General features: G+C 66.0%; 8 protein-coding genes. 6 read left to right on the top strand and 2 right to left on the bottom strand.

All coding sequences use genetic code 11. From position 1 onward, the window contains the following. The first annotated feature begins 84 nt into the window (after positions 1-84). Positions 85-1,059 (top strand): cysteine synthase A, encoded by a 975-nt coding sequence (gene cysK, locus IRZ77_RS21090; protein ID WP_046616455.1) that lies wholly within the window; start codon positions 85-87, stop codon positions 1,057-1,059. 172 nt (positions 1,060-1,231) lie between these two features. Next, positions 1,232-2,167 (top strand): aspartyl/asparaginyl beta-hydroxylase domain-containing protein, encoded by a 936-nt coding sequence (locus tag IRZ77_RS21085; RefSeq protein ID WP_108479949.1) that lies wholly within the window; start codon positions 1,232-1,234, stop codon positions 2,165-2,167. A 40-nt stretch (positions 2,168-2,207) separates the two neighbouring features. Here IRZ77_RS21085 and IRZ77_RS21080 read toward each other — a convergent pair whose 3' ends face one another. Beyond that, positions 2,208-3,860 carry a cyclic peptide export ABC transporter gene (locus IRZ77_RS21080; RefSeq protein ID WP_108479948.1) on the bottom strand — a complete coding sequence of 551 codons (1,653 nt, stop codon included), beginning with the start codon at positions 3,858-3,860 and terminating at the stop codon, positions 2,208-2,210. Positions 3,861-3,893: 33 nt separating this feature from the next. Further along, complete coding sequence (azu, locus tag IRZ77_RS21075) at positions 3,894-4,343, bottom strand: azurin (protein WP_046616452.1); 450 nt, start codon at positions 4,341-4,343, stop codon at positions 3,894-3,896. 181 nt (positions 4,344-4,524) lie between these two features. Between azu and IRZ77_RS21070 the strand changes: the two genes are divergently transcribed. The 4 genes from IRZ77_RS21070 to IRZ77_RS21055 all read left to right on the top strand — a co-directional run. After that, positions 4,525-5,508 (top strand): TauD/TfdA family dioxygenase, encoded by a 984-nt coding sequence (locus IRZ77_RS21070; RefSeq protein ID WP_196174353.1) that lies wholly within the window; start codon positions 4,525-4,527, stop codon positions 5,506-5,508. A 622-nt stretch (positions 5,509-6,130) separates the two neighbouring features. Continuing rightward, positions 6,131-6,391, top strand: coding sequence for a DUF3077 domain-containing protein (locus IRZ77_RS21065; RefSeq protein WP_015271332.1), 261 nt, complete (start codon positions 6,131-6,133; stop codon positions 6,389-6,391). 349 nt (positions 6,392-6,740) lie between these two features. Next, positions 6,741-13,208 carry a non-ribosomal peptide synthetase gene (locus IRZ77_RS21060; RefSeq protein WP_196174351.1) on the top strand — a complete coding sequence of 2,156 codons (6,468 nt, stop codon included), beginning with the start codon at positions 6,741-6,743 and terminating at the stop codon, positions 13,206-13,208. Position 13,209: 1 nt separating this feature from the next. After that, positions 13,210-19,343: non-ribosomal peptide synthetase (locus IRZ77_RS21055; protein WP_196174349.1), on the top strand; the 6,134-nt coding region annotated here is incomplete at its 3' end.

Raw genomic sequence — 19,343 nt, 5'->3', positions numbered from 1 at the left:
AGTTCGAACAGGCTTTACGGGCCCTCGGCCCGGGCTTACCCTTGAGGTCTTTCCCTGCTTTTTTTCATGCCAAGGACTCCTGCCATGAGCCGCATCTTTGCAGACAACGCCCACTCCATCGGTAACACGCCGCTGGTGCAGATCAACCGCATCGCCCCGCGCGGCGTGACCATCCTGGCCAAGATCGAAGGGCGCAACCCGGGCTATTCGGTCAAATGCCGCATCGGCGCGAACATGGTCTGGGACGCCGAAAGCAGCGGCAAGCTCAAGCCGGGCATGACCATCGTCGAACCGACCTCGGGCAACACCGGCATCGGCCTGGCGTTCGTCGCCGCCGCCCGTGGCTACAAGCTGATGCTGACCATGCCCGCCTCCATGAGCCTGGAGCGCCGGAAGGTGCTGAAGGCGTTGGGTGCCGAGTTGGTGCTGACCGACCCGGCCAAGGGCATGAAGGGCGCCATCGAGAAGGCCAACGAAATCGTCGCCTCCGACCCGGCCCAGTACTTCCTGCCGGGCCAGTTCGAAAACCCGGCCAACCCGGCGATCCACGAAAAAACCACCGGCCCGGAAATCTGGAACGACACAGACGGCGCGGTCGACGTGCTGGTGGCTGGCGTCGGCACCGGCGGCACCATCACTGGTGTTTCGCGTTACATCAAGCATACGCAGGGCAAGGCGATCCTGTCGGTGGCGGTGGAACCCGTGGCATCGCCGCTGATCAGCCAGACCCTGGCCGGCGAAGAGCTCAAGCCTAGCCCGCACAAGATCCAGGGCATCGGCGCCGGCTTCGTGCCGAAGAACCTCGACCTGTCGATTGTCGACCAGGTGGAAACTGTGACCGACGAAGAGGCCAAGGCCATGGCCATCCGCTTGATGCAGGAAGAGGGCATTCTCTGTGGCATTTCCTGTGGTGCGGCGATGGCGGCGGCCGTGCGCCTGGCCGAAAAGCCGGAAATGCAGGGCAAGACCATCGTCGTGATTCTGCCGGATTCCGGCGAGCGCTACTTGTCGAGCATGCTGTTCAGCGACATGTTCAGCGAGCAGGAAAACCAGCAGTAATGGCCTTGCCGCTGATCCCGCGCAACGTTCGGCGGCTTGGTTTATTGCAAAATCTTCATGATTGAGTTGCTGCCCGGGCTGTTTTTACCCTGGCAGCATCAGTTTATGATGGCAGGATGATTTATCGGAGTGCAGGGCGCGCAGCCTTGTTTCTTCCTCAAGGAGTGAAAGCATGACCTTTTCCTTTGCAGCCAAGGCGGGTGTCTTGCTGGTGTTTTTTGGCAGCGTGCTGTTCGTGCACCTGCGCGGCAAGGCTCGCTTGCCGGTGTTGCGCCAGTTCGTCAACCATTCTGCGCTGTTCGCCCCTTATAACAGCCTGATGTACCTGTTCTCCGGCGTACCGTCCAAGCCATACCTGGACCGCCAGCGCTTTCCCGAGCTGGACGTGCTGAAGGAAAACTGGCAGGAAATCCGCGAGGAGGCCATGCGCCTGTTCGACGAGGGCTACATCCGCGCCGCCGAGAAGGATAACGACGCCGGCTTCGGTTCGTTCTTCAAGAAAGGCTGGAAGCGCTTTTACCTGAAGTGGTACGACAAACCGTTGCCTTCTGCCGAGGCCCTGTGCCCGCGTACCGTCGAGCTGGTCAGCAGCATCCCCAATGTCAAGGGTGCGATGTTCGCCCTGCTGCCTGGCGGCAGCCACCTGAACCCGCACCGCGACCCGTTCGCCGGTTCCCTGCGCTACCACCTTGGCCTGTCCACCCCCAACTCCGATGCTTGCCGCATCTACGTTGATGGCGAGGAATATGCCTGGCGTGACGGTGAGGACGTGATGTTCGATGAAACCTACGTGCACTGGGTCAAGAACGAGACCGACGTTACCCGGGTGATCCTGTTCTGCGACATCGAACGCCCGCTGAGCAGCCCGCTGATGACTCGCATCAACCGCCAGGTCAGCGCCTTCCTCGGGCGTGCCACCGCGCCGCAGAATACCGATGACGAGCGTGTTGGCGGGATCAACCAGGCGTATGCCTGGAGCAAGCGCTTCAGTAACCGGATCAGTGGTCAGGTGAAGCAGTTCAAGCGCGCCAACCCAAAGGCCTACCGCGTGCTGCGGCCGGTGCTGGCGGTGGTGGTGGCGTATCTGCTGTATCGCTGGTTGTTCTGATTTCTGCCTGTTGGGGCTGCCAAGCAGCCCCTTTGCTATCTCAAGCCGGCTCCAACGCCTCCACCACTTTCCCCCGGCTAAGGTGCACCACCTTGTCCGCCGTATCGAAATACCGGTCATCATGCGAAATCACGATGATGGTCTTGCCCAAACGCTTCAGGTCCGGCAGCAGCTCGGTGTAGAACACCCGGCGGAAGGTCGGGTCCTGGTCTGCCGCCCATTCGTCGAATACCAGCACCGGCCGCCCGTCCAGCCAGGCATTGACGAGCGCCAGGCGCTTGCGCTGCCCGGTCGACAGGTCGGTGGTGGTAAAGGCGCCATCGCGCACGCTCACTTTGTGGGCAATCTCCAGCCGTTCCAGGTAGCGCGTGGCATCGCTGGGCAGGCTCTGTTCGTGCTCGGGCAAGTCGTCGAACAGGTAGTAGTCGGCGAACACCGTGGTGAACAGCTGGCGATAGTCATCCAGCCCCTCCGGGCCGACGGCCTTGCCGTTCAGGCGCACTTCGCCGCGTTGCGGGGTGTACAGGCCCAGCAGCAGCTTGATCAGCGAAGTCTTGCCGCAGCCGTTCTCGCCAACGATGAACAGGATCTCGCCCGGCTCGATGCTCAGGTTCACCGGCCCGACGCGGAACGGCTCGTTGCCGTCCACCGGCGGGTAGGCGTACTCGACGTTGTGCAGCTCCAGGTGCGCGCTGGCCGGGGCGGCGCGCTTGACCGGCGGCTCCAGCAGCAGGTGCGGCTCGGGCGAGGAGAAGCGCTCGGACAGGTCGGCAATGCGGCGGAACGCCACCTGGGCGCGGCCGAGGATCGGCAGGTTGCCGATCAAGGTTTCCAGCGGGCCTTTCATGTACAGCAGCACCAGCACGAAGCCGCTCATCACCGCCGGGTCGTTGCTCGGCCATAGCGATTGCAGGGCCAGGGTCAGGCCGATGACCACGAAGAACAGCATCGACCCCAGGCTCTTGGCCGCGACGAAGATGTTGATGGCGCGGATATGGGTGTTGGCGATGAAGTCGGCGGTGCCCTGGATGTTGCGGGTCAGCATGGCATGGCGGCGACGACGGTCGATGCGCAGCTCCTTGGCGCCCTCGGCGATGGCCGAGTAGTGCTTCTGCAGGTTGTCTTCGGCATCGCGGGCAGCGTTGAAGCCGGCCACGCCTTTCTGCCTGGCCACGTACTGAATGCCACTGCCGATGCCGATGGCCGCCAGGGTGATGAGGAAGATCGGCCACGACAGCCAGGCCAGGTAGGCCATGCAGCCAGTCACGGTGGTGAGCGAGATGGCCAGCGGGGCGAAAGCGAAGGCAAAGTCGCTGATGGTGTCGACGTCGCGGGTCAGCACCGGGATCAGGCGGTGGGTGCGGTAGCGCTCGATCTGCTCGATCGGCGCCGACAGCACCTTGGCGCCGAGGTCCTTGCGCAGCCTGGCGATGACTTTCTGCCCAACGTAGTTGGTGCCGCTGTCGGCTGCCACGCTGCTGACCAGGGCCAGCACGCACAGGCCGGCGAAGGCCAGGATCACGCCCTGGCTCATGCCGCCGGCGGCATGCAGGCCCTGGTTGACGGTGGCCAGCAGGGCGGTCACGGCCAGGCCGCCGAGCATGCCCAGCAGCACCGAGACGATTACCGCCGGGCGGTAGGGTTTCAGCAGGCCCAGCAATTCGCGGATGGCCCCGGGGGAGGAGGTTTTCATGAAGCGTGATCTCGCTGGTGAGGTAGGGGCGGGTCAGCTGCCGAGGGTCAGGGAGCCTTTCATCAAGGTGCTGTGGAAAGGGAACGAGCAGTAGAAGCTGTACGCGGTACCTGCCTTCAGCGATCGGGTGTCGAGGCTGACGCTGTCTGTTTCACCGCCGCCGATCAGGCGGGTGTGAGCGATCACCCTGGTGTCGCCGGGCTTAACGTAGTCCAGCGCTTCGCCGGCTTTCTGGCCGTCGTCCAGCACGCCTTGCATGTCGGCCTGGGTACTCAGCACCCAGTTGTGGCCCATCACGTTCTTCGGCATGGCGCCAGGGTGGGTGAGCGTGACGGTGAACACGGCGCAGGCCTTGGGCACGGTGATGGTGGCCTTGTCGAAGGTCATCTGGTCGGTGCCATGGATTTCCACGGCGCATGGCTCTGCCGACCACGCGGCAGGGGCCACGGCGAGCAGGGCGAGGAGCAGGAGCTGGCGAGTCATGTACGGTTCCTGGGCGATAGAAGGGTGCACATCGTTCAGACGAACCGGCGCGTGCCAGCTTTACCTGTGTGTGTGGCCCTGGTGAATTTCCCCATGGCCCGCTCGTTCATCTAGTCAGGCGCCGACATGGCGCACATCCCGATTTCGCCGCCTATGCGGCCCTGGCTTGAGGTGACCGGACATGAGTGAACTGCTGAGCTTTGCGATCGAACCGCTGGACGCCGCGCGCGGCAACCTGCCGCTGCTGGTGCGCGCGCCGGAGCCGGGTATCGACCTGCTGGAAGCCTTTGCCGAGTTGCAGCCGCTGGTGGACCAGCACTTGCTGCAGGCCGGCGGCATTCTGTTTCGCGGGTTCGAGGTGGGTGGCGCAGAGGCTTTCCGCCAGTTCGCCGCTTCCTTCGGCCACCCGCTGCTCAACTACGAGTTTGGCTCCACCCCGCGCAGCAACGTGACCAAGGGCGTGTACACATCCACCGAATACCCAGCGCACCAGAGCATCCCTCTGCACAACGAGCAGGCCTATACCCTGGAATGGCCGATGAAGATCTGGTTCTACAGCGTGATCCCCGCCGAGACCGGTGGCGAGACGCCGATTGCCGACAGCCGCGAGGTTTACCGGCGCATGCCGGCGCGCATTCGTGAGCGGCTGGTGGAGAAGGGGCTGATGTATGTGCGCAACTACGGCAACGGCCTTGATGTGGAATGGTCGCAGGTGTTCAACACCGAAGACCCGCGCCAGGTCGAGGCCTATTGCCGGGCGCATGCCATCGAGTGCATCTGGAAGGATGACGGCGAATTGCGCACCCGCCAGCGCTGCCAGGTGGTGGCGCGCCACCCGGTGACCGGGCAGGATGTGTGGTTCAACCAGGCGCATCTGTTCCATGTGTCGAACCTGCAGCCAGAGGTTCGCGAGTCGTTGATGGACATCGTCGAGGAGGAGGACCTGCCGCGTAACGTGTACTACGGCGACGGTACGACCATCGAGGATTCGCTGCTCGATGAAGTGCGCGGGGTGTTGGATGAATGCACCATCAGCTTCCCTTGGCTGGAGAACGATGTGCTGATGCTGGATAACATGCTTGCGGCGCATGCGCGGTCGCCGTTTACCGGCAAGCGCAAGGTGGTGGTGGCGATGGCGCAGGGGCATTCCGAGTTGTTGCGCTGACAGATCTCAAGGTACTGCGCTCCCACATCTGTTTCGGGCCAGTCCAGCCTGTTAAGTCACCTCTGTCCGCCTTGTCTGTCCCATTCGATATTGAAAGTGTCGCCACTGCTTTTCTGCAATCCCCAGGCATGCACCCCGGGTGCGAGTGCGGAGCAAGCAGGAGTGACTGGCCCGAAACAGATGTGGGAGCGGCCTTGCGTCGCGATGCGCCGCGCGGGCGGCGCTCGATCTCATAGGCGCTGAACCTGTCATGGCGAACACCTGTCAGCCCTGACGCATTCTCAAGACATGCCCCCAGCAACCTACAACAATCCCAGACTCTTCCTACGCCTCGGGACTGGCAACTCCACCCCCTGCGAAATACCCTACAACCTCTGTCGACACGCGTCTGATTGTTCCTGCAAATCCCGCACTCTAGGCTTTGCCCGTCGCTGACGGTTCAGCGATCGGGTGTGGAAACCTGCAGCAAGCATTTCAGGTTATGTCGTTCATGGCGGCTGTACCCGGGAGGCCTCGTGCCTACCGAGTTTTCCTTGAATGCACTCGGGTTTCCACCCCGTGTACAGCCGCCACCCTTCCTGTGGAAACGGAAGAGGCGGTCACCGAGCATTCAGGAAAACCAATGACCGACGAAACCAAAACCACCCCCGGTGTCACCTACTTCTACCAAGGCGAAGGCCAAACCCATCCGCTGTTCCGTATCGCTGAGGGCATCCCCTGCCGCAGCGCCCGGGAGCAAGCCTCGGAACTGATGGGCTATGCACGCGACTTGTCACTGACCGGTTTGATGGACGGCGATCAGCAGATGCTCTGGGCTTCGCATTACTTCGCAGCCATGGCCAAGGCGCTGCTGGATGATGCCGAGTTGGGTTTGCTGCGCTGATCCTTGTATTGGTTGGGCTGGCCCTTTCGCGGCTAAAGCCGCTCCTACAGGGATTGTGCATGCCTCAGGTTAAGCAGAATGCCGCAGGGTATGCACAACTCCAGTGGGAGCGGGCGTGCCCGCGAACACGGGCGAAGCCCGTGCCATCCATCGCGCTGCCTGCTTCGCGGGTAAACCCGCTCCCACAGGTACTGTACTGACACTGAGGTCGGTGATGACCCTGTGAGAGCGGGTTTTCCCGCGAAGAGGCCCGACAAGGCGACTCCCCAAGCCCAGGAATCCTCCACTAAATCAGCCCCCCACACCTTCGTCTGACAGTTACCGCTCGACTGCCAGGACACCGCTCGACATGAATGCCGACCAAACGCTCAAGCTCGCCCGCCGCTTCATCGAACTCAGCCCCGACAAGCGCCGCCTGTTCCTCAAGGCGCTGCAGGGCGAGGGCATGGATTTTTCCGTGCTGCCGATTGCGCCCGGGGTGGAGGTGGCCGAGCGTGATCAGCTGTCGTACGCCCAGCGGCGCATGTGGTTCCTCTGGCAACTCGACCCGCAAGGTGCAGCGTACAACCTGCCCATGGCCGTGCGCCTGACGGGCCCGCTGGACCTGGCCGCCCTGCAGCACGCCTTCGATGCCCTGGTGGCCCGCCACGAAACCCTGCGCACCCGCTTCGTCGCCGACGGCGATGACGTGCGCCAGCAGGTCGATGCCAGCGCTGCCCCGTTGCAGCTGCACCAGGATGCCCTGGCTGGCCTGGACGAAGGCGCCCGTCAGGCCGCCATCGAAACCATTGCCGAAGCCGAAGCCCTGGCCCCCTTCGACCTGGCCAGCGGCCCGCTGCTGCGTGTGCGCCTGCTGCAACTGGCGGCACAGGAGCACATCCTGCTGCTCACCCTGCACCACATCGTCGCCGACGGCTGGTCGATGAACGTGCTGATCGACGAATTCCTGCACCTGTACGACGCTGCCGTGGCCGGTAGCGAAGCCCGCCTGGAACCGCTGCCGATCCAGTACCGCGACTACGCCCTGTGGCAGCGCAGCTGGCTCCAGGCCGGTGAGCAGGAGCGCCAGCTGGCCTACTGGCAGGCGCGCCTGGGCGACGATCATTCGCCGCTGGAACTGCCACTGGACCGCAGCCGCCAGGGCCGCCCCAGCTATCGCGGCGCACGTCACGAGTTCCCCATCGCTGCAGATGTTGCCGAACGCCTGCGCGGCCTGGCACGCAAGCATAACGTCACCCTGTTCATGGTCCTGCTGGCAGCCTTCAAGCTGCTGCTGCAGCGCTACAGCGGCCAGTCGGCGATCCGTGTCGGCGTGCCCATCGCCAACCGCAACCGCGCCGAAAGCCAAGGGCTGATCGGCTGCTTCATCAATACCCAGGTACTGCACACCGAAATCGACCCGCTGCTGGACATCACCGGCCTGCTCCAGCGCGTGCGCGAAACCGCCGTAGGCGCGCAAAGCCATCAGGACCTGCCGTTCGAGCAACTGGTCGAAGCCCTGGACCTGCCGCGCAGCAGCGAGAGCCCGCTGTTCCGTGTGCTGTTCAACCACCAGGCGCAGGTGGCGGACGTGCAAGCCATCGAGACCCGCTCCGGCCTGAGCCTGGCGCCGGTCGTGCTGGCAAAGCACAGCGCCCGCTTCGACCTGGCGCTGGATACTCATGAGCGAGCGGGGCAGTTGCACGCAGCGTTCACCTATGCGACCGACGTGTTCGATGCGGCCACCGTCGAAGCCCTTGGCGAGCAGTGGCTGGCCCTGGTGCAGGCGTTGGCCGACGAGGCGGGTGGCGCAGTCGGCGAGCTGCCATTACCAGGCCTGGCTACTGCCATTGGCGCGCCTGCGCAGGCTGACGCAACGCTGCTGGTTCACCAGCGTTTTGCCTCGGCCGCCAGCCGCCACCCCGAACGCACGGCCGTGATTGCTGCGGGCGAGCAGGCCAGCTTCGCCGAGCTCGATGCCCGCGCCGAGGCCATTGCAGGTTGGTTGGCGGAGGCCGGAGCAGGGCCGGACACACTGGTCGGCGTGCTGGCCGACCGCAGTGTGGGCATGCTCGCCAGCATCCTCGGCGTACTCAAGGCCGGTGGCGCCTACCTGCCGCTGGAGCCCGAGCAGCCGGCCGAACGCCTGGCCTACATGCTTGCCGACAGCGGCACGCGCCTGGTACTGGCGCCCGCTAACTGGCAGGCCGAACTGCCCGAGGGCGTGCAGTGCCTGGACTGGGCGCAAACCGGCAACGGTAGCGCCGCCCGCATCGCCCCGGCGCCGGCCAACCTGGCCTACGTGATCTACACCTCCGGCACCACCGGCCAGCCCAAGGGCGTGGCGATCAGCCACGGCGCCCTCGCCAACTACGTCGAAGCCATAGCCGCGCGCCTGCCGGTCGAGCGTATCGGCAGCATGGCTCAAGTCTCGACCCCGGCTGCCGACCTTGGCCACACCATGCTGTTCGGCGCCCTGTGCGGCGGCCACACGCTGCATTTGCTGCTACGCGAGCAGGTGCTGGATGCCGAAGGCTTCGCCGCCTACCTGGCCGAGCACCAGGTAGACGCGCTGAAGATCGTACCGTCGCACCTGGAAGCCATGTTGGTGGCTGGCCGCTCGGCGTTGCCGGCGCAGTGCCTGGTGCTCGGTGGCGAGGCCATCAGCCCGAGCCTGCTGGGCAAGGTCCGCAACCTGGCCCCGGCGCTGAAGGTGTTCAACCACTACGGCCCGACCGAGACCACCGTCGGTGTGCTGGTCGCCGAACTGAACGAGCAGGCCAGCCTCGGCCAGCCACTGGCCAACACCCGCGTCGCGGTGCTCGACCGCTGCCTGCAACCCCTGCCGGCCAAAGCGAAAGGCGAGCTGTACATCGGTGGCGCCGGCCTGGCCCGTGGCTACCTGAACCGCCCGGCACTTACCGCCGAGCGCTTCGTCCCCGACCCGAATGGCAGCCACGGCCAGCGCCTGTACCGCAGCGGTGACTGGGTACGCCAAGGCAGCGACCTGCAGTTCGCCGGGCGCATGGATGGCCAGGTGAAGATCCGTGGCTATCGCGTGGAACTGGCCGAAATCGAAAACCAGCTGCGTGCCCTGGGCGGTGTCACCAACGCCCTGGTCCGCGTGCATGGCCAGGCGCCGCAACTGCAACTGGCTGCCTGGCTGGTGCCGAGCCAGATGCCGGTCGACAGGCTGGCCTGGCAGGAATCGATCCGCGCCAGCCTCAAGAGCCTGCTGCCCGAGCACATGGTGCCGACCCACCTGATGGTGCTGGAGCACCTGCCGGTCACGGTCAACGGCAAGGTCGATGTCAAGGCGCTGCCGGAGCCCGTCGCCACCCAGGTGGCCTATCAGGCGCCGCAGACCCCACTGCAAACGCAATTGGCACAGATCTGGGCGCAAGTCCTGCAAGTGCCGCAGGTAGGCCTGGGCGACAACTTCTTTGCCCTTGGCGGCCATTCGCTGCTGGCCACCCAGGCGGTATCGCGGATACGCAAGCAACTGGGCCTGGATATCCCGCTGCGCAGCCTGTTCGACACCGTCGACCTGCAGGCCTTTGCCCAGGCAGTGGCTGAAGGCGAGCAGGGCGCCGGCCTGGACATCGAGATCCTCGACCGCCAGCAACCGCTGCCGGTGTCCCGCTCGCAAAACCGCCAGTGGCTGTTCTGGAAGCTCAACCCCGAAAGCCTGGCCTACAACACGCCGATGGCCGTGCGCATGCAGGGCCACCTCGACCACTGTGCAGTGCAGGCTGCACTGGATGCCTTGGTAACTCGCCACGAGTCGTTGCGCACGGTGTTCGTCGAGGCCGACGGCGTTCCCTGGCAGCGCATCCTGCCGGCCACCACGGTAGCGATCGGTTTCGAAGACCTCAGCGGCCAGGGCCACGCCGCGCAGATGCGCAAGCTGGAAGCAGAAGCCTTCGTCCCGTTCGACCTGGAGCACGGCCCCCTGCTGCGCGCGCGGCTGTTCAAGGTGCATGAGCAGGAGCACCTGTTGTCGCTGACGTTGCACCATATCGTCTCCGATGGCTGGTCGATGAGCCTGCTGGTGCGCGAGTTCGCCGCCGCCTACAACGCCGCCGCCACGGGCCAGACGCAAACCATCGAACCATTGCCGGTGCAGTACGTCGACTTCGCCGCCTGGCAGCGCAAGTGGTTGGCCGAGGGGCAGATGCAGGCGCAGATCGACTACTGGAAGGCCCGCCTGGAAGACGACTTCGAAGTGCTGGAACTGCCTGCCGACCGCATTCGCCCGCAGGTCAGAAGCTACCAGGGCAGCCGCTTCGACGTGCGCCTGCCACAGGCCCTCACCGAGCGCCTGCGAGCCCTGGCGGTGGCATCCAACGCCACGCTGTTCCATGTGTTCCTGGCGGCCTATGCGATCGTGCTGTCACGCTACAGCCGCAAGGACACGCTCAACATCGGCGTGCCGGTCACCAACCGCAACCGTCTGGAACTGGAAGGGCTGATCGGCTTCTTCATCAACGTGGTGGTGGCCCGTATCAGTGTCGATGGCAGCCAGCCTTTCCCGCAGTTGCTGGCGGCGATCAAGGAAACCACCTTGCAGGCCCAGGCCAACAAGGATGTGCCGTTCCTCGAAGTAGCCGAGGCCCTGTACCCCGATCGTGCCCAAGGTGTGAACCCGTTCTTCCAGGTGCTGTACAACCACCTGCGCGACCTTGGCGAGCAGGTGTCCAGCGATGCCCTGCACGGCCTGCAGGTCAAGGAAGTGGACCTGCTGGAGCCGGGCGCGCAGTACGACATCTCGCTCAACACCCTGGAACGCACCGATGGCGTAACCGCCTCGTTCAACTATTCCACCGACCTGTTCGATGCCGCACGTATCGAGCGCATGGCCGGGCATTGGCAGGCACTGCTGCACGCCATCTGCGCCGAACCGCAGCGCTGCATTGCCGAGCTGGACTTCCTTGGCAGTGCCGAACGCCAGCAGCTGACCTACGGCTGGAACCCGGCATCCCAGGCTGGCAGCGGCTTGTGCGCACACCAGTTGCTGGAGCGCCAGGCGCGTGAGCGGCCGGATGCACTGGCGCTGGTCTTCGATGACCAGCAGATGACCTACGCCGAACTGGACCGCAGCAGCAACCGGTTGGCCCAACGCCTGCGGGCGCTGGGCGTGGGGCCGGACTGCCTGGTCGGCGTGGCTGTCGAGCGTGGCCTGGGCATGGCCCTGGCGCTGATCGCCATTCACAAGGCGGGTGGCGCCTATGTGCCGCTGGACCCGGACTACCCGCAAGAACGTCTGGCCTACATGGTCGAGGACAGCAATATCGGCCTGCTGCTGGCCGATGCTCCTTCGCGTGAGCGCCTGCAACTGGGCAAGCAACTGCCCTGCGTGGTACTGGAGCCGGGCACCGAGTGGCTGCACGCCTGGCCCGCCGAACCGCTGGCCAACCTGGCGGCACCGCACAACCTCGCCTACGTCATCTACACCTCCGGCTCCACTGGCATGCCCAAGGGCGTGGCCATCGACCACCAGGCCCTGTCGCTGTTCTGCCAGGTGGCCGGCGACTATTCGCGCCTCAGCCCGGGCGATCGCGTGCTGCAGTTCGCCACCATCAGCTTCGATGGCTTCATCGAGCAGTTCTTCCCGCCGCTGGCCAAGGGCGCCTGTGTGGTGCTGCGCGACCTGCGGCTGTGGGACACCGCCACCCTGCTGGAGGAAATCAACCGCCACGGCGTGACCGTGGCCGACCTGCCGGCGGCCTACTGGCGGCTGCTGGCGCTGGAGCGCCGAGCCCCCGAGGCCTATGGCCGGCTGAAGCAGATTCACGTGGGGGGGGAGGCGGTACCGGAAGATGCCCTGCGCGCCTGGCTGGCCGACGGCCCGCCAGCGGTGCGCCTGCTGAATACCTACGGCCCGACCGAAGCCACCGTGGTCGCCACCACCTACGACTGCTCGCAGATGACCGTGGAGCAGGTCAGCCAGGGCGGCGTACCGATCGGCCGTGCCTTGCCGGGGCGTACCCTGCATGCCCTGGACGATGGCCTGGCGCCGACACCGGTGGGCGTGCCCGGCGAGCTGTTCATCGGCGGGGCAGGGTGCCTGGCGCGCGGCTATCACCAGCGGCCGTCACTCACCGCCGAGCGTTTCATCCCCGACCCGTTCGACCCGGTTGGCGGTGGCCGCCTGTACCGCACTGGCGACCTCGGCTGCTACGACGAAAACGGCCAGCTGGCCTATCGCGGCCGGGTCGACCACCAGGTGAAGGTGCGCGGCTTCCGTATCGAGCTGGGCGAGATCGAGCAGTACCTGCGGGCGCACCCGGACGTTCGCGAAGCCACAGTGCTGGCCATCGACCTGCCCAGTGGCAAGCAGCTGTGCGCCTATGCGGTGCCGGCCGAAGGCTACCGTGGCGATCTGCGCCAGGCCCTGAAGCAGTACCTCAAGGCCAGCCTGCCGGACTACATGATCCCGGCCTACCTGGTGACCCTGCCGAGCATGCCGCTGACCCCCAGCGGCAAACTCGACCGCAAGGCCCTGCCGCTGCCCGACCCGAACCAGCCGCAGCATGACTACCAGGCGCCGCAGAGCGAGCGGCAGCAGCAGCTGGCGAGCATCTGGGCGCAGTTGCTCAACGTTGCCCGGGTCGGCCTGAACGACAACTTCTTCGAGCTGGGCGGCCACTCCTTGCTGGCAGCCCAGGCCGTGTCGCGGATCAACGTCGAGCTGGGGCTGGACATCCCCCTGCGGCTGATCTTCAGCCACCCGGAACTACGCGCGTTCGCCCAGGCACTGGACGAGCAGGGCCTGTCGCTCTCCGACGATGGCCTGAGCGATATCGAACAAATGATGAATGCATTCACAGAGGCCTGACATGGAACTTACTGCCGCACAACGCATCGCCCAACGTTTCGTTGGCCTCCCCGTGGAGCAACGCCAGCAGATCCTGGAAAAGATGCAGGCCACCGGGCAGAGCTTCCGCCTGCTGCCCATCGTGCCCGCGCGCCAGGGCCTTGCGCGCATTCCGCTGTCGTACGCCCAGCAACGCCTGCTGTTTCTCTGGCAGCTGGAGCCCGACAGCCCGGCCTACAACGTGCCCATGGCGGTACGCCTGAAGGGCGAGCTGGACCAGGCGGTGCTGCAACAGGCACTGGATGCACTGGTGCAACGCCACGAATCGCTGCGCACGCGCTTTGCCTCGGAGGAGGGCGAGTTCTACCAGGAAATCCTCGAGCACTGCCCGCTGGCGCTGGAACGGGTGATGTTCGACGGTGCCGCCGACGAGGCAGCGCTGAGCATGGCAGTGGACGCCGCCCTCAAGCAGCCCTTCGACCTGCTGGCCGGCCCGCTGCTGCGGGTGACCCTGCTGAGCGTGGCCGCCGATCACCACGTGCTGGCGCTGAGCATGCACCACATCATCTCCGACGGCTGGTCCAGCGATGTGCTGGTGCAGGAATTCATCCAGCTTTACACCGCCCTGGCCGAAGGCCGGCAGGCCGATTTGCCGGCGTTGCCGATCCAGTACGCAGATTACGCCATCTGGCAGCGCGCCTGGCTCGAGGCCGGTGAAGCGCAGCGCCAGCTGGCCTACTGGCAGGCCCAGTTGGGCGACGAGCAGCCGGTGCTGAGCCTGCCGCTGGACTTCGAGCGCCCGGCCACGCCCAGCCAGCGTGGCGCGGTGGTGCGCGTGGACATAGGCGCCGAGCAGGCCGAGGCCCTGCGCAGCCAGGCGCGCAAGGGTGGCCACACGTTGTTCGTGCTGGTACTGGCCGCAATGGCGGTTGTGTTGTCGCGTTACAGCGGCCAGGCCGATATCCGCATCGGTGCCCCGAATGCCGGGCGCAACCGCAAGGAGCTGGAAGGCCTGATCGGCTTCTTCATCAATACCCAGGTTTTGCGTGTGCAGGTGGACGAGCGCGCCACCTTCGCCACGTTGCTGGAGCAGGTCAAAGACGTGATAGGCGGCGCCCAGTCGCACCAGGAACTGCCGTTCGAGCACCTGGTCGATGCCTTGCTGCCCGAGCGCAACCTGGCCCACAACCCGCTGTTCCAGTTCAAGATCAACCAGCACGTGGCCGCCAGCGATGCAGGGCGCAAGCGCCTGGGCGCGCTGGAGGTGGAAGGCTTTGCCCGTGACGGCGGCGACGCCCGCTTCGACCTGGCGTTCGACTTCTCCGACAAGGCCGACGGCATCGAAGGCTACTTCACCTACGCCACCGACCTGTTCGAGCAGGCCACCATCGAACGCATGGCCGCTTCGCTGCGCCAGGTGCTGGATGCGCTGGCCCGCGACCCGCAGCAGGCGATCGTCGACAGCCCGCAAATGGCGACGCTGCTGCCAGCAGCCACGCAGGCCTACCCGCACGGCGACTTCCTCGCTTTGTGGCGCCAGGCAATGGCGCAAGGCCAGGCCCACGGCGGTGTGCGTGCCGGTGACCGGTTCATGACCCAGGCCGGGCTGGAGGCGGCGTCCAACCGCCTGGCCGACTACCTGCGCCAGCGCGGCGTCGGTGTCGGCAGCATCGTCGCCCTGAGCCTGCCGCGCTCCATCGAGTGGGTCGGCGCCTTGCTGGCGGTGCTCAAGACCGGCGCCGCCTACCTGCCGCTTGACACCCAGCAGCCGCAGGAGCGCCTGCTACAACTGGTTGCCGACAGTGGCGCCGCCGTACTTCTGCATGAGCCGGGCGACCAGCGCTTCGCCGGCCTGGACGGCGTGCAGCTGATTGCCTGCGATCACACCGCCTGGGCAACCTGCAGCGACAGCCCGGTCGAGGTAGCCATCGCCGCCGAACAACCAGCCTATCTGATCTACACCTCGGGCTCGACCGGCCAGCCGAAAGGCGTGCTGGTCAGCCACGGCGCACTTGCCAGCTACACCCAGGCGGTGCTGGAACGCTTGCAACTGCCGGCCGAGGCCAGCATGGCGATGGTCTCCACCACCGCAGCCGACCTGGGCCACACCGTGCTGTTCGGTGCCTTGGCCTCGGGCCGCCTGCTGCACCTGCTGCCACAGGAACTGGCATTCGACCCGGATGGCTTCGCCAGCTACATGGCGCAGCACCAGGTCGGCGTGCTGAAGCTGGTGCCGAGCCACCTGCAAGGCTTGCTGCAAGCGGCCCGCGCCACCGATGTGCTGCCCGCCGAGGCGCTGATCCTGGGGGGTGAGGCATGCAGCTGGGGCCTGTTGGAAAAAATCCGCGAGCTGCGCCCGACCTGCCGGGTCATCAACCACTACGGCCCGACGGAAACCACAGTCGGCGTGCTCACCTTCGAGCCGGGGCAGCCGCTGCCAGGTTGCCGCACGGTGCCGGTCGGGCGCCCGCTGGGCAACGCCTGCGCCCAGGTGCTGGATGGCTACCTCAACCCGATGGCGGCGCAGGTGCCCGGTGAGCTTTACCTGGGCGGGCAAGGCGTCGCCCAGGGCTACCTGGGCCAGCCAGCGTTGACCGCCGAACGCTTCGTGCCGAGCGAGGGTGGTACACGCCTGTACCGCACCGGCGACCGCGCGAGGCTGACTGCCGACGGCCTGGTCGAGTTCATCGGCCGTGCCGACGATCAGGTGAAGATCCGTGGCTATCGCGTGGAGCCGGGTGAAGTCGGCCGGGTACTGGCCGGTCTGCCCGGTGTCAGCGAGGCCGTGGTACTGGCCTTGCCATTGGAGGGTGACGCCGAGCGCTTGCAGCTGGTGGGCTACGGGGTGGCCGACGCAGGCGTGACCGTGCAGCAACTGCAGGCGCAATTGCAGGCGCGCCTGCCGGACTACATGGTGCCGGCGCAGATACTTTTGCTGGAGCGCCTGCCACTGACTGCCAACGGCAAGCTCGACAAGCGCGCCTTGCCGGCACCGGGCGCGGTCAGCCGTGGCTACGTGGCGCCGCAAGGTGATATCGAGGAAAAGCTGGCCGCCGTGTGGGCCGATGTGCTCAAGCTGGAGCAGGTCGGCAGCACCGACAACTTCTTCGAACTGGGCGGCGACTCGATCCTCAGCCTGCAGATCATCGCCCGGGCCAAACGCCAGGGCATCAGGATTACCCCCAAGCAGTTGTTCGAACAACAGACCATCGCCCAGCTGGCCCAGGTAGCCAATCGCATCGAGGCCAAGCAAGCGGTTGCGGCCGCAGCCGTGGACACCGCCACCAGCGGTGAGGTGGCATTGCTGCCGGCCCAGGCGCGGTTCTTCGAGATGGAGATCGCCCAGCCGGCGCACTGGAACCAGTCGGTGCTGCTCAAGCCGGCCAGCCCGGTGCAGGTGCAACATCTGGAGGCAGCCCTGCGCGCCGTGGTCGAACAGCACGATGCCCTGCGCCTGCGCTTCAATCGTGGCGAAAGCCAGTGGCAGGCGCGCTTCCAGCCGTTGGACAATGCACCACTGCTGCGCCAGCGCAACCTGGCCGCACTGAGTGAACTGGACGCCGCCGGCAACCAGGTACAGGCCAGCCTGAACCTGGAGCACGGGCCGCTGCTGCGTGCCGAACTGTTCGATTTCGCCGATGGCCAGCAGCGTCTGTTGCTGGTGGTCCATCACCTGGTGGTCGACGGCGTGTCGTGGCGGGTATTGCTCGAAGACCTGCAAGCGGCCTACCGGCAACTGCTGAACGGCCAGGCCGTGAGCCTGCCCGCCAAGACCACCTCGGTAAAAACCTGGGCCGAGCGCCTGGTCAGCCATGCCGGCAGCCCGGCGCTGCAAGCACAGCGGGACTACTGGCTGCAGGCCCTGGCCGGCGATAACGGCGAACTGCCGCGTGACAACCCGCAGGGCAGCCTGGCCAACACCCATGCCCGCACCGCCGCCACGCGGCTGGACGCCGAGCGCACCGCCAAGCTGCTGAAACAGGCCCCGGCGGCCTACCGCACGCAGATCAACGACCTGCTGCTGACCGCGCTGGCGCGTACCCTGTGCCGGTGGAGCGCAGGGGATAACGTGCAGGTACTGCTGGAGGGCCATGGCCGCGAAGACCTGTTCGACGACCTCGACCTCAGCCGCACCGTGGGCTGGTTCACCAGCCTGTTCCCGGTGCGCCTCACACCCGGCCAGGACCTTGGCCAGTCGATCAAGGCGATCAAGGAGCAACTGCACAGCGTGCCGGACAAAGGCCTCGGCTACGGCCTGTTGCGTTACCTCGGCGATGCTGAAGTGCGTGACCAGCTCGAGCGTGCCACCCAGGCCCGTGTCACCTTCAACTACCTGGGCCAGTTCGATGCCAGCTTCGATGCCGAGGCCGGCGCCCTGTTCACCCCGAGCGGGGAAAGCGCAGGCCGTACCCAATGTGCCGGCGCACAACTGGGCAACTGGCTGAGCATCACCGGCCAGGTGTACGGCGGCGAGCTGTTCCTGGAGTGGACCTACAGCGCCGACGTTCATCACCCGGCCACCATCGAGAAGCTGGCCCAGGCCTACGGGCAGGCGTTGGCAGAGCTGGTCGAGCACTGCTGCGATGCCCGGCACCAGGGCGTGACGCCGTCGGACTTCCCACTGGCCGCGCTGACCCAGGCGCAACTGGACAGCTTGCCGCTGGAGCCCAGGCAGATCGCCGATGTGTACCCGCTGTCACCCATGCAGCAGGGCATGTTGTTCCACACCCTTTACGACCAGCAGGCCGGCAACTACATCAACCAGCTGCGCGTGGATGTGGATGGGCTGGATGTGCAGCGTTTCCAGCAGGCTTGGCAGGCCACGCTCGATGCCCACGACATCCTGCGCAGCGGTTTCATCCTGCAGGGCGAACTGGAGCAGGCCGTGCAGGTGGTACGCAAGGCCGTCGAACTGCCGTGCAGCGAGTACGACTGGCGTGGCCAGCCGGCGCTGGAGCAGGCATTGCAAGCCCTGGCCGAGGGTGAGCGCCAGCGCGGCTTCGACCTGTCTGCCGCGCCGCTGCTGCGCCTGTTACTGGTGCGCACGGGCGATACCCGCCATCACCTGATCTACACCAACCACCACATCCTCATGGACGGCTGGAGCACCTCGCGCCTGTTGGGCGAGGTGCTGCAGCGCTATGCCGGCCTGGCGCCGCAGGCACAGGCCACGCACTACCGCGACTACATCGCCTGGCTGCAGGGCCAGGACGCGGCAGTTGCCGAAGCCTTCTGGAAAGCTCAGCTTGCGGCCCTGGACGAGCCGACCCGACTGGCCCAGGCCATCGCCGGCAGCGCAGGCGCGAGCGGTAGCGGTCATGGCGACCACCGCCTGGCCTTCGACCCTGAGCAGACCGCGCGCATCGAAGCCTTCGCCCGGGCCAACCGGGTCACGGTCAACACCCTGGTGCAATCGGCCTGGCTGCTGCTGTTGCAGCGCTGCACCGGTCAGGCCAGCGTCTGCTTCGGCGCCACGGTCGCCGGCCGCCCGGCAGACCTGCCGGGCATAGAGGAGCAAATCGGCCTGTTCATCAACACCTTGCCGGTGATTGGCGCCCCGCGCGCCGAGCAGACCGTGGCCGAGTGGGTCGGCCAGGTGCAGGCCGGCAACCTGGCCGTGCGCGAGTTCGAGCACACCCCGCTGTACGACGTGCAGCGCTGGGCGGGGCAGGGCGGTGACGCCTTGTTCGACAGCATCCTGGTGTTCGAGAACTACCCGGTGGCCGATGCGCTGCAACAGGGCGCGCCCGGTGGCCTGCGCTTCGGCGACGTGGCCGTGCAGGAGCAGACCAACTACCCACTGACCCTGGTGGTGGAGCTGGGCACGACGCTGTCGATGCAGTACAGCCACGACCGTGCGTTGTGGAGTGACGAGAACATTGGCCGCCTGGCTGGTTACTTTGCCAACCTGCTGCAGGCGCTGGTGGAGAATGCTGACGCGGTGGTTGGCGAGCTGCCAATGCTGGGACTGCCAGAACAGCAACAGATGGTCGAAGGCTGGAACGCAACCCAGGCGACATACCCGAAGGAGCGCAGCATTCACCAGCTGATCGAAGCCCAGGTACTCGCCACCCCGGACGCCCCGGCGCTGGTGTTTGGCGAGCAGACCCTGAGCTATGCCGAGCTCAACCGCCGTGGCAACCAGCTGGCGCACAA

Source organism: Pseudomonas pudica, assembly GCF_015680405.1.
GTDB lineage: Bacteria > Pseudomonadota > Gammaproteobacteria > Pseudomonadales > Pseudomonadaceae > Aquipseudomonas > Aquipseudomonas pudica.
This window is presented reverse-complemented; position numbering and strand designations above follow the sequence as displayed.

Bases quoted from the DNA above. Each gene is read 5' to 3' on its own strand.
- cysK (WP_046616455.1), top strand. From the start codon at position 85: ATGAGCCGCATCTTTGCAGACAACGCCCACTCCATCGGTAACACGCCG.
- IRZ77_RS21085 (WP_108479949.1), top strand. From the start codon at position 1,232: ATGACCTTTTCCTTTGCAGCCAAGGCGGGTGTCTTGCTGGTGTTTTTT.
- IRZ77_RS21080 (WP_108479948.1), bottom strand. From the start codon at position 3,860: ATGAAAACCTCCTCCCCCGGGGCCATCCGCGAATTGCTGGGCCTGCTG.
- azu (WP_046616452.1), bottom strand. From the start codon at position 4,343: ATGACTCGCCAGCTCCTGCTCCTCGCCCTGCTCGCCGTGGCCCCTGCC.
- IRZ77_RS21070 (WP_196174353.1), top strand. From the start codon at position 4,525: ATGAGTGAACTGCTGAGCTTTGCGATCGAACCGCTGGACGCCGCGCGC.
- IRZ77_RS21065 (WP_015271332.1), top strand. From the start codon at position 6,131: ATGACCGACGAAACCAAAACCACCCCCGGTGTCACCTACTTCTACCAA.
- IRZ77_RS21060 (WP_196174351.1), top strand. From the start codon at position 6,741: ATGAATGCCGACCAAACGCTCAAGCTCGCCCGCCGCTTCATCGAACTC.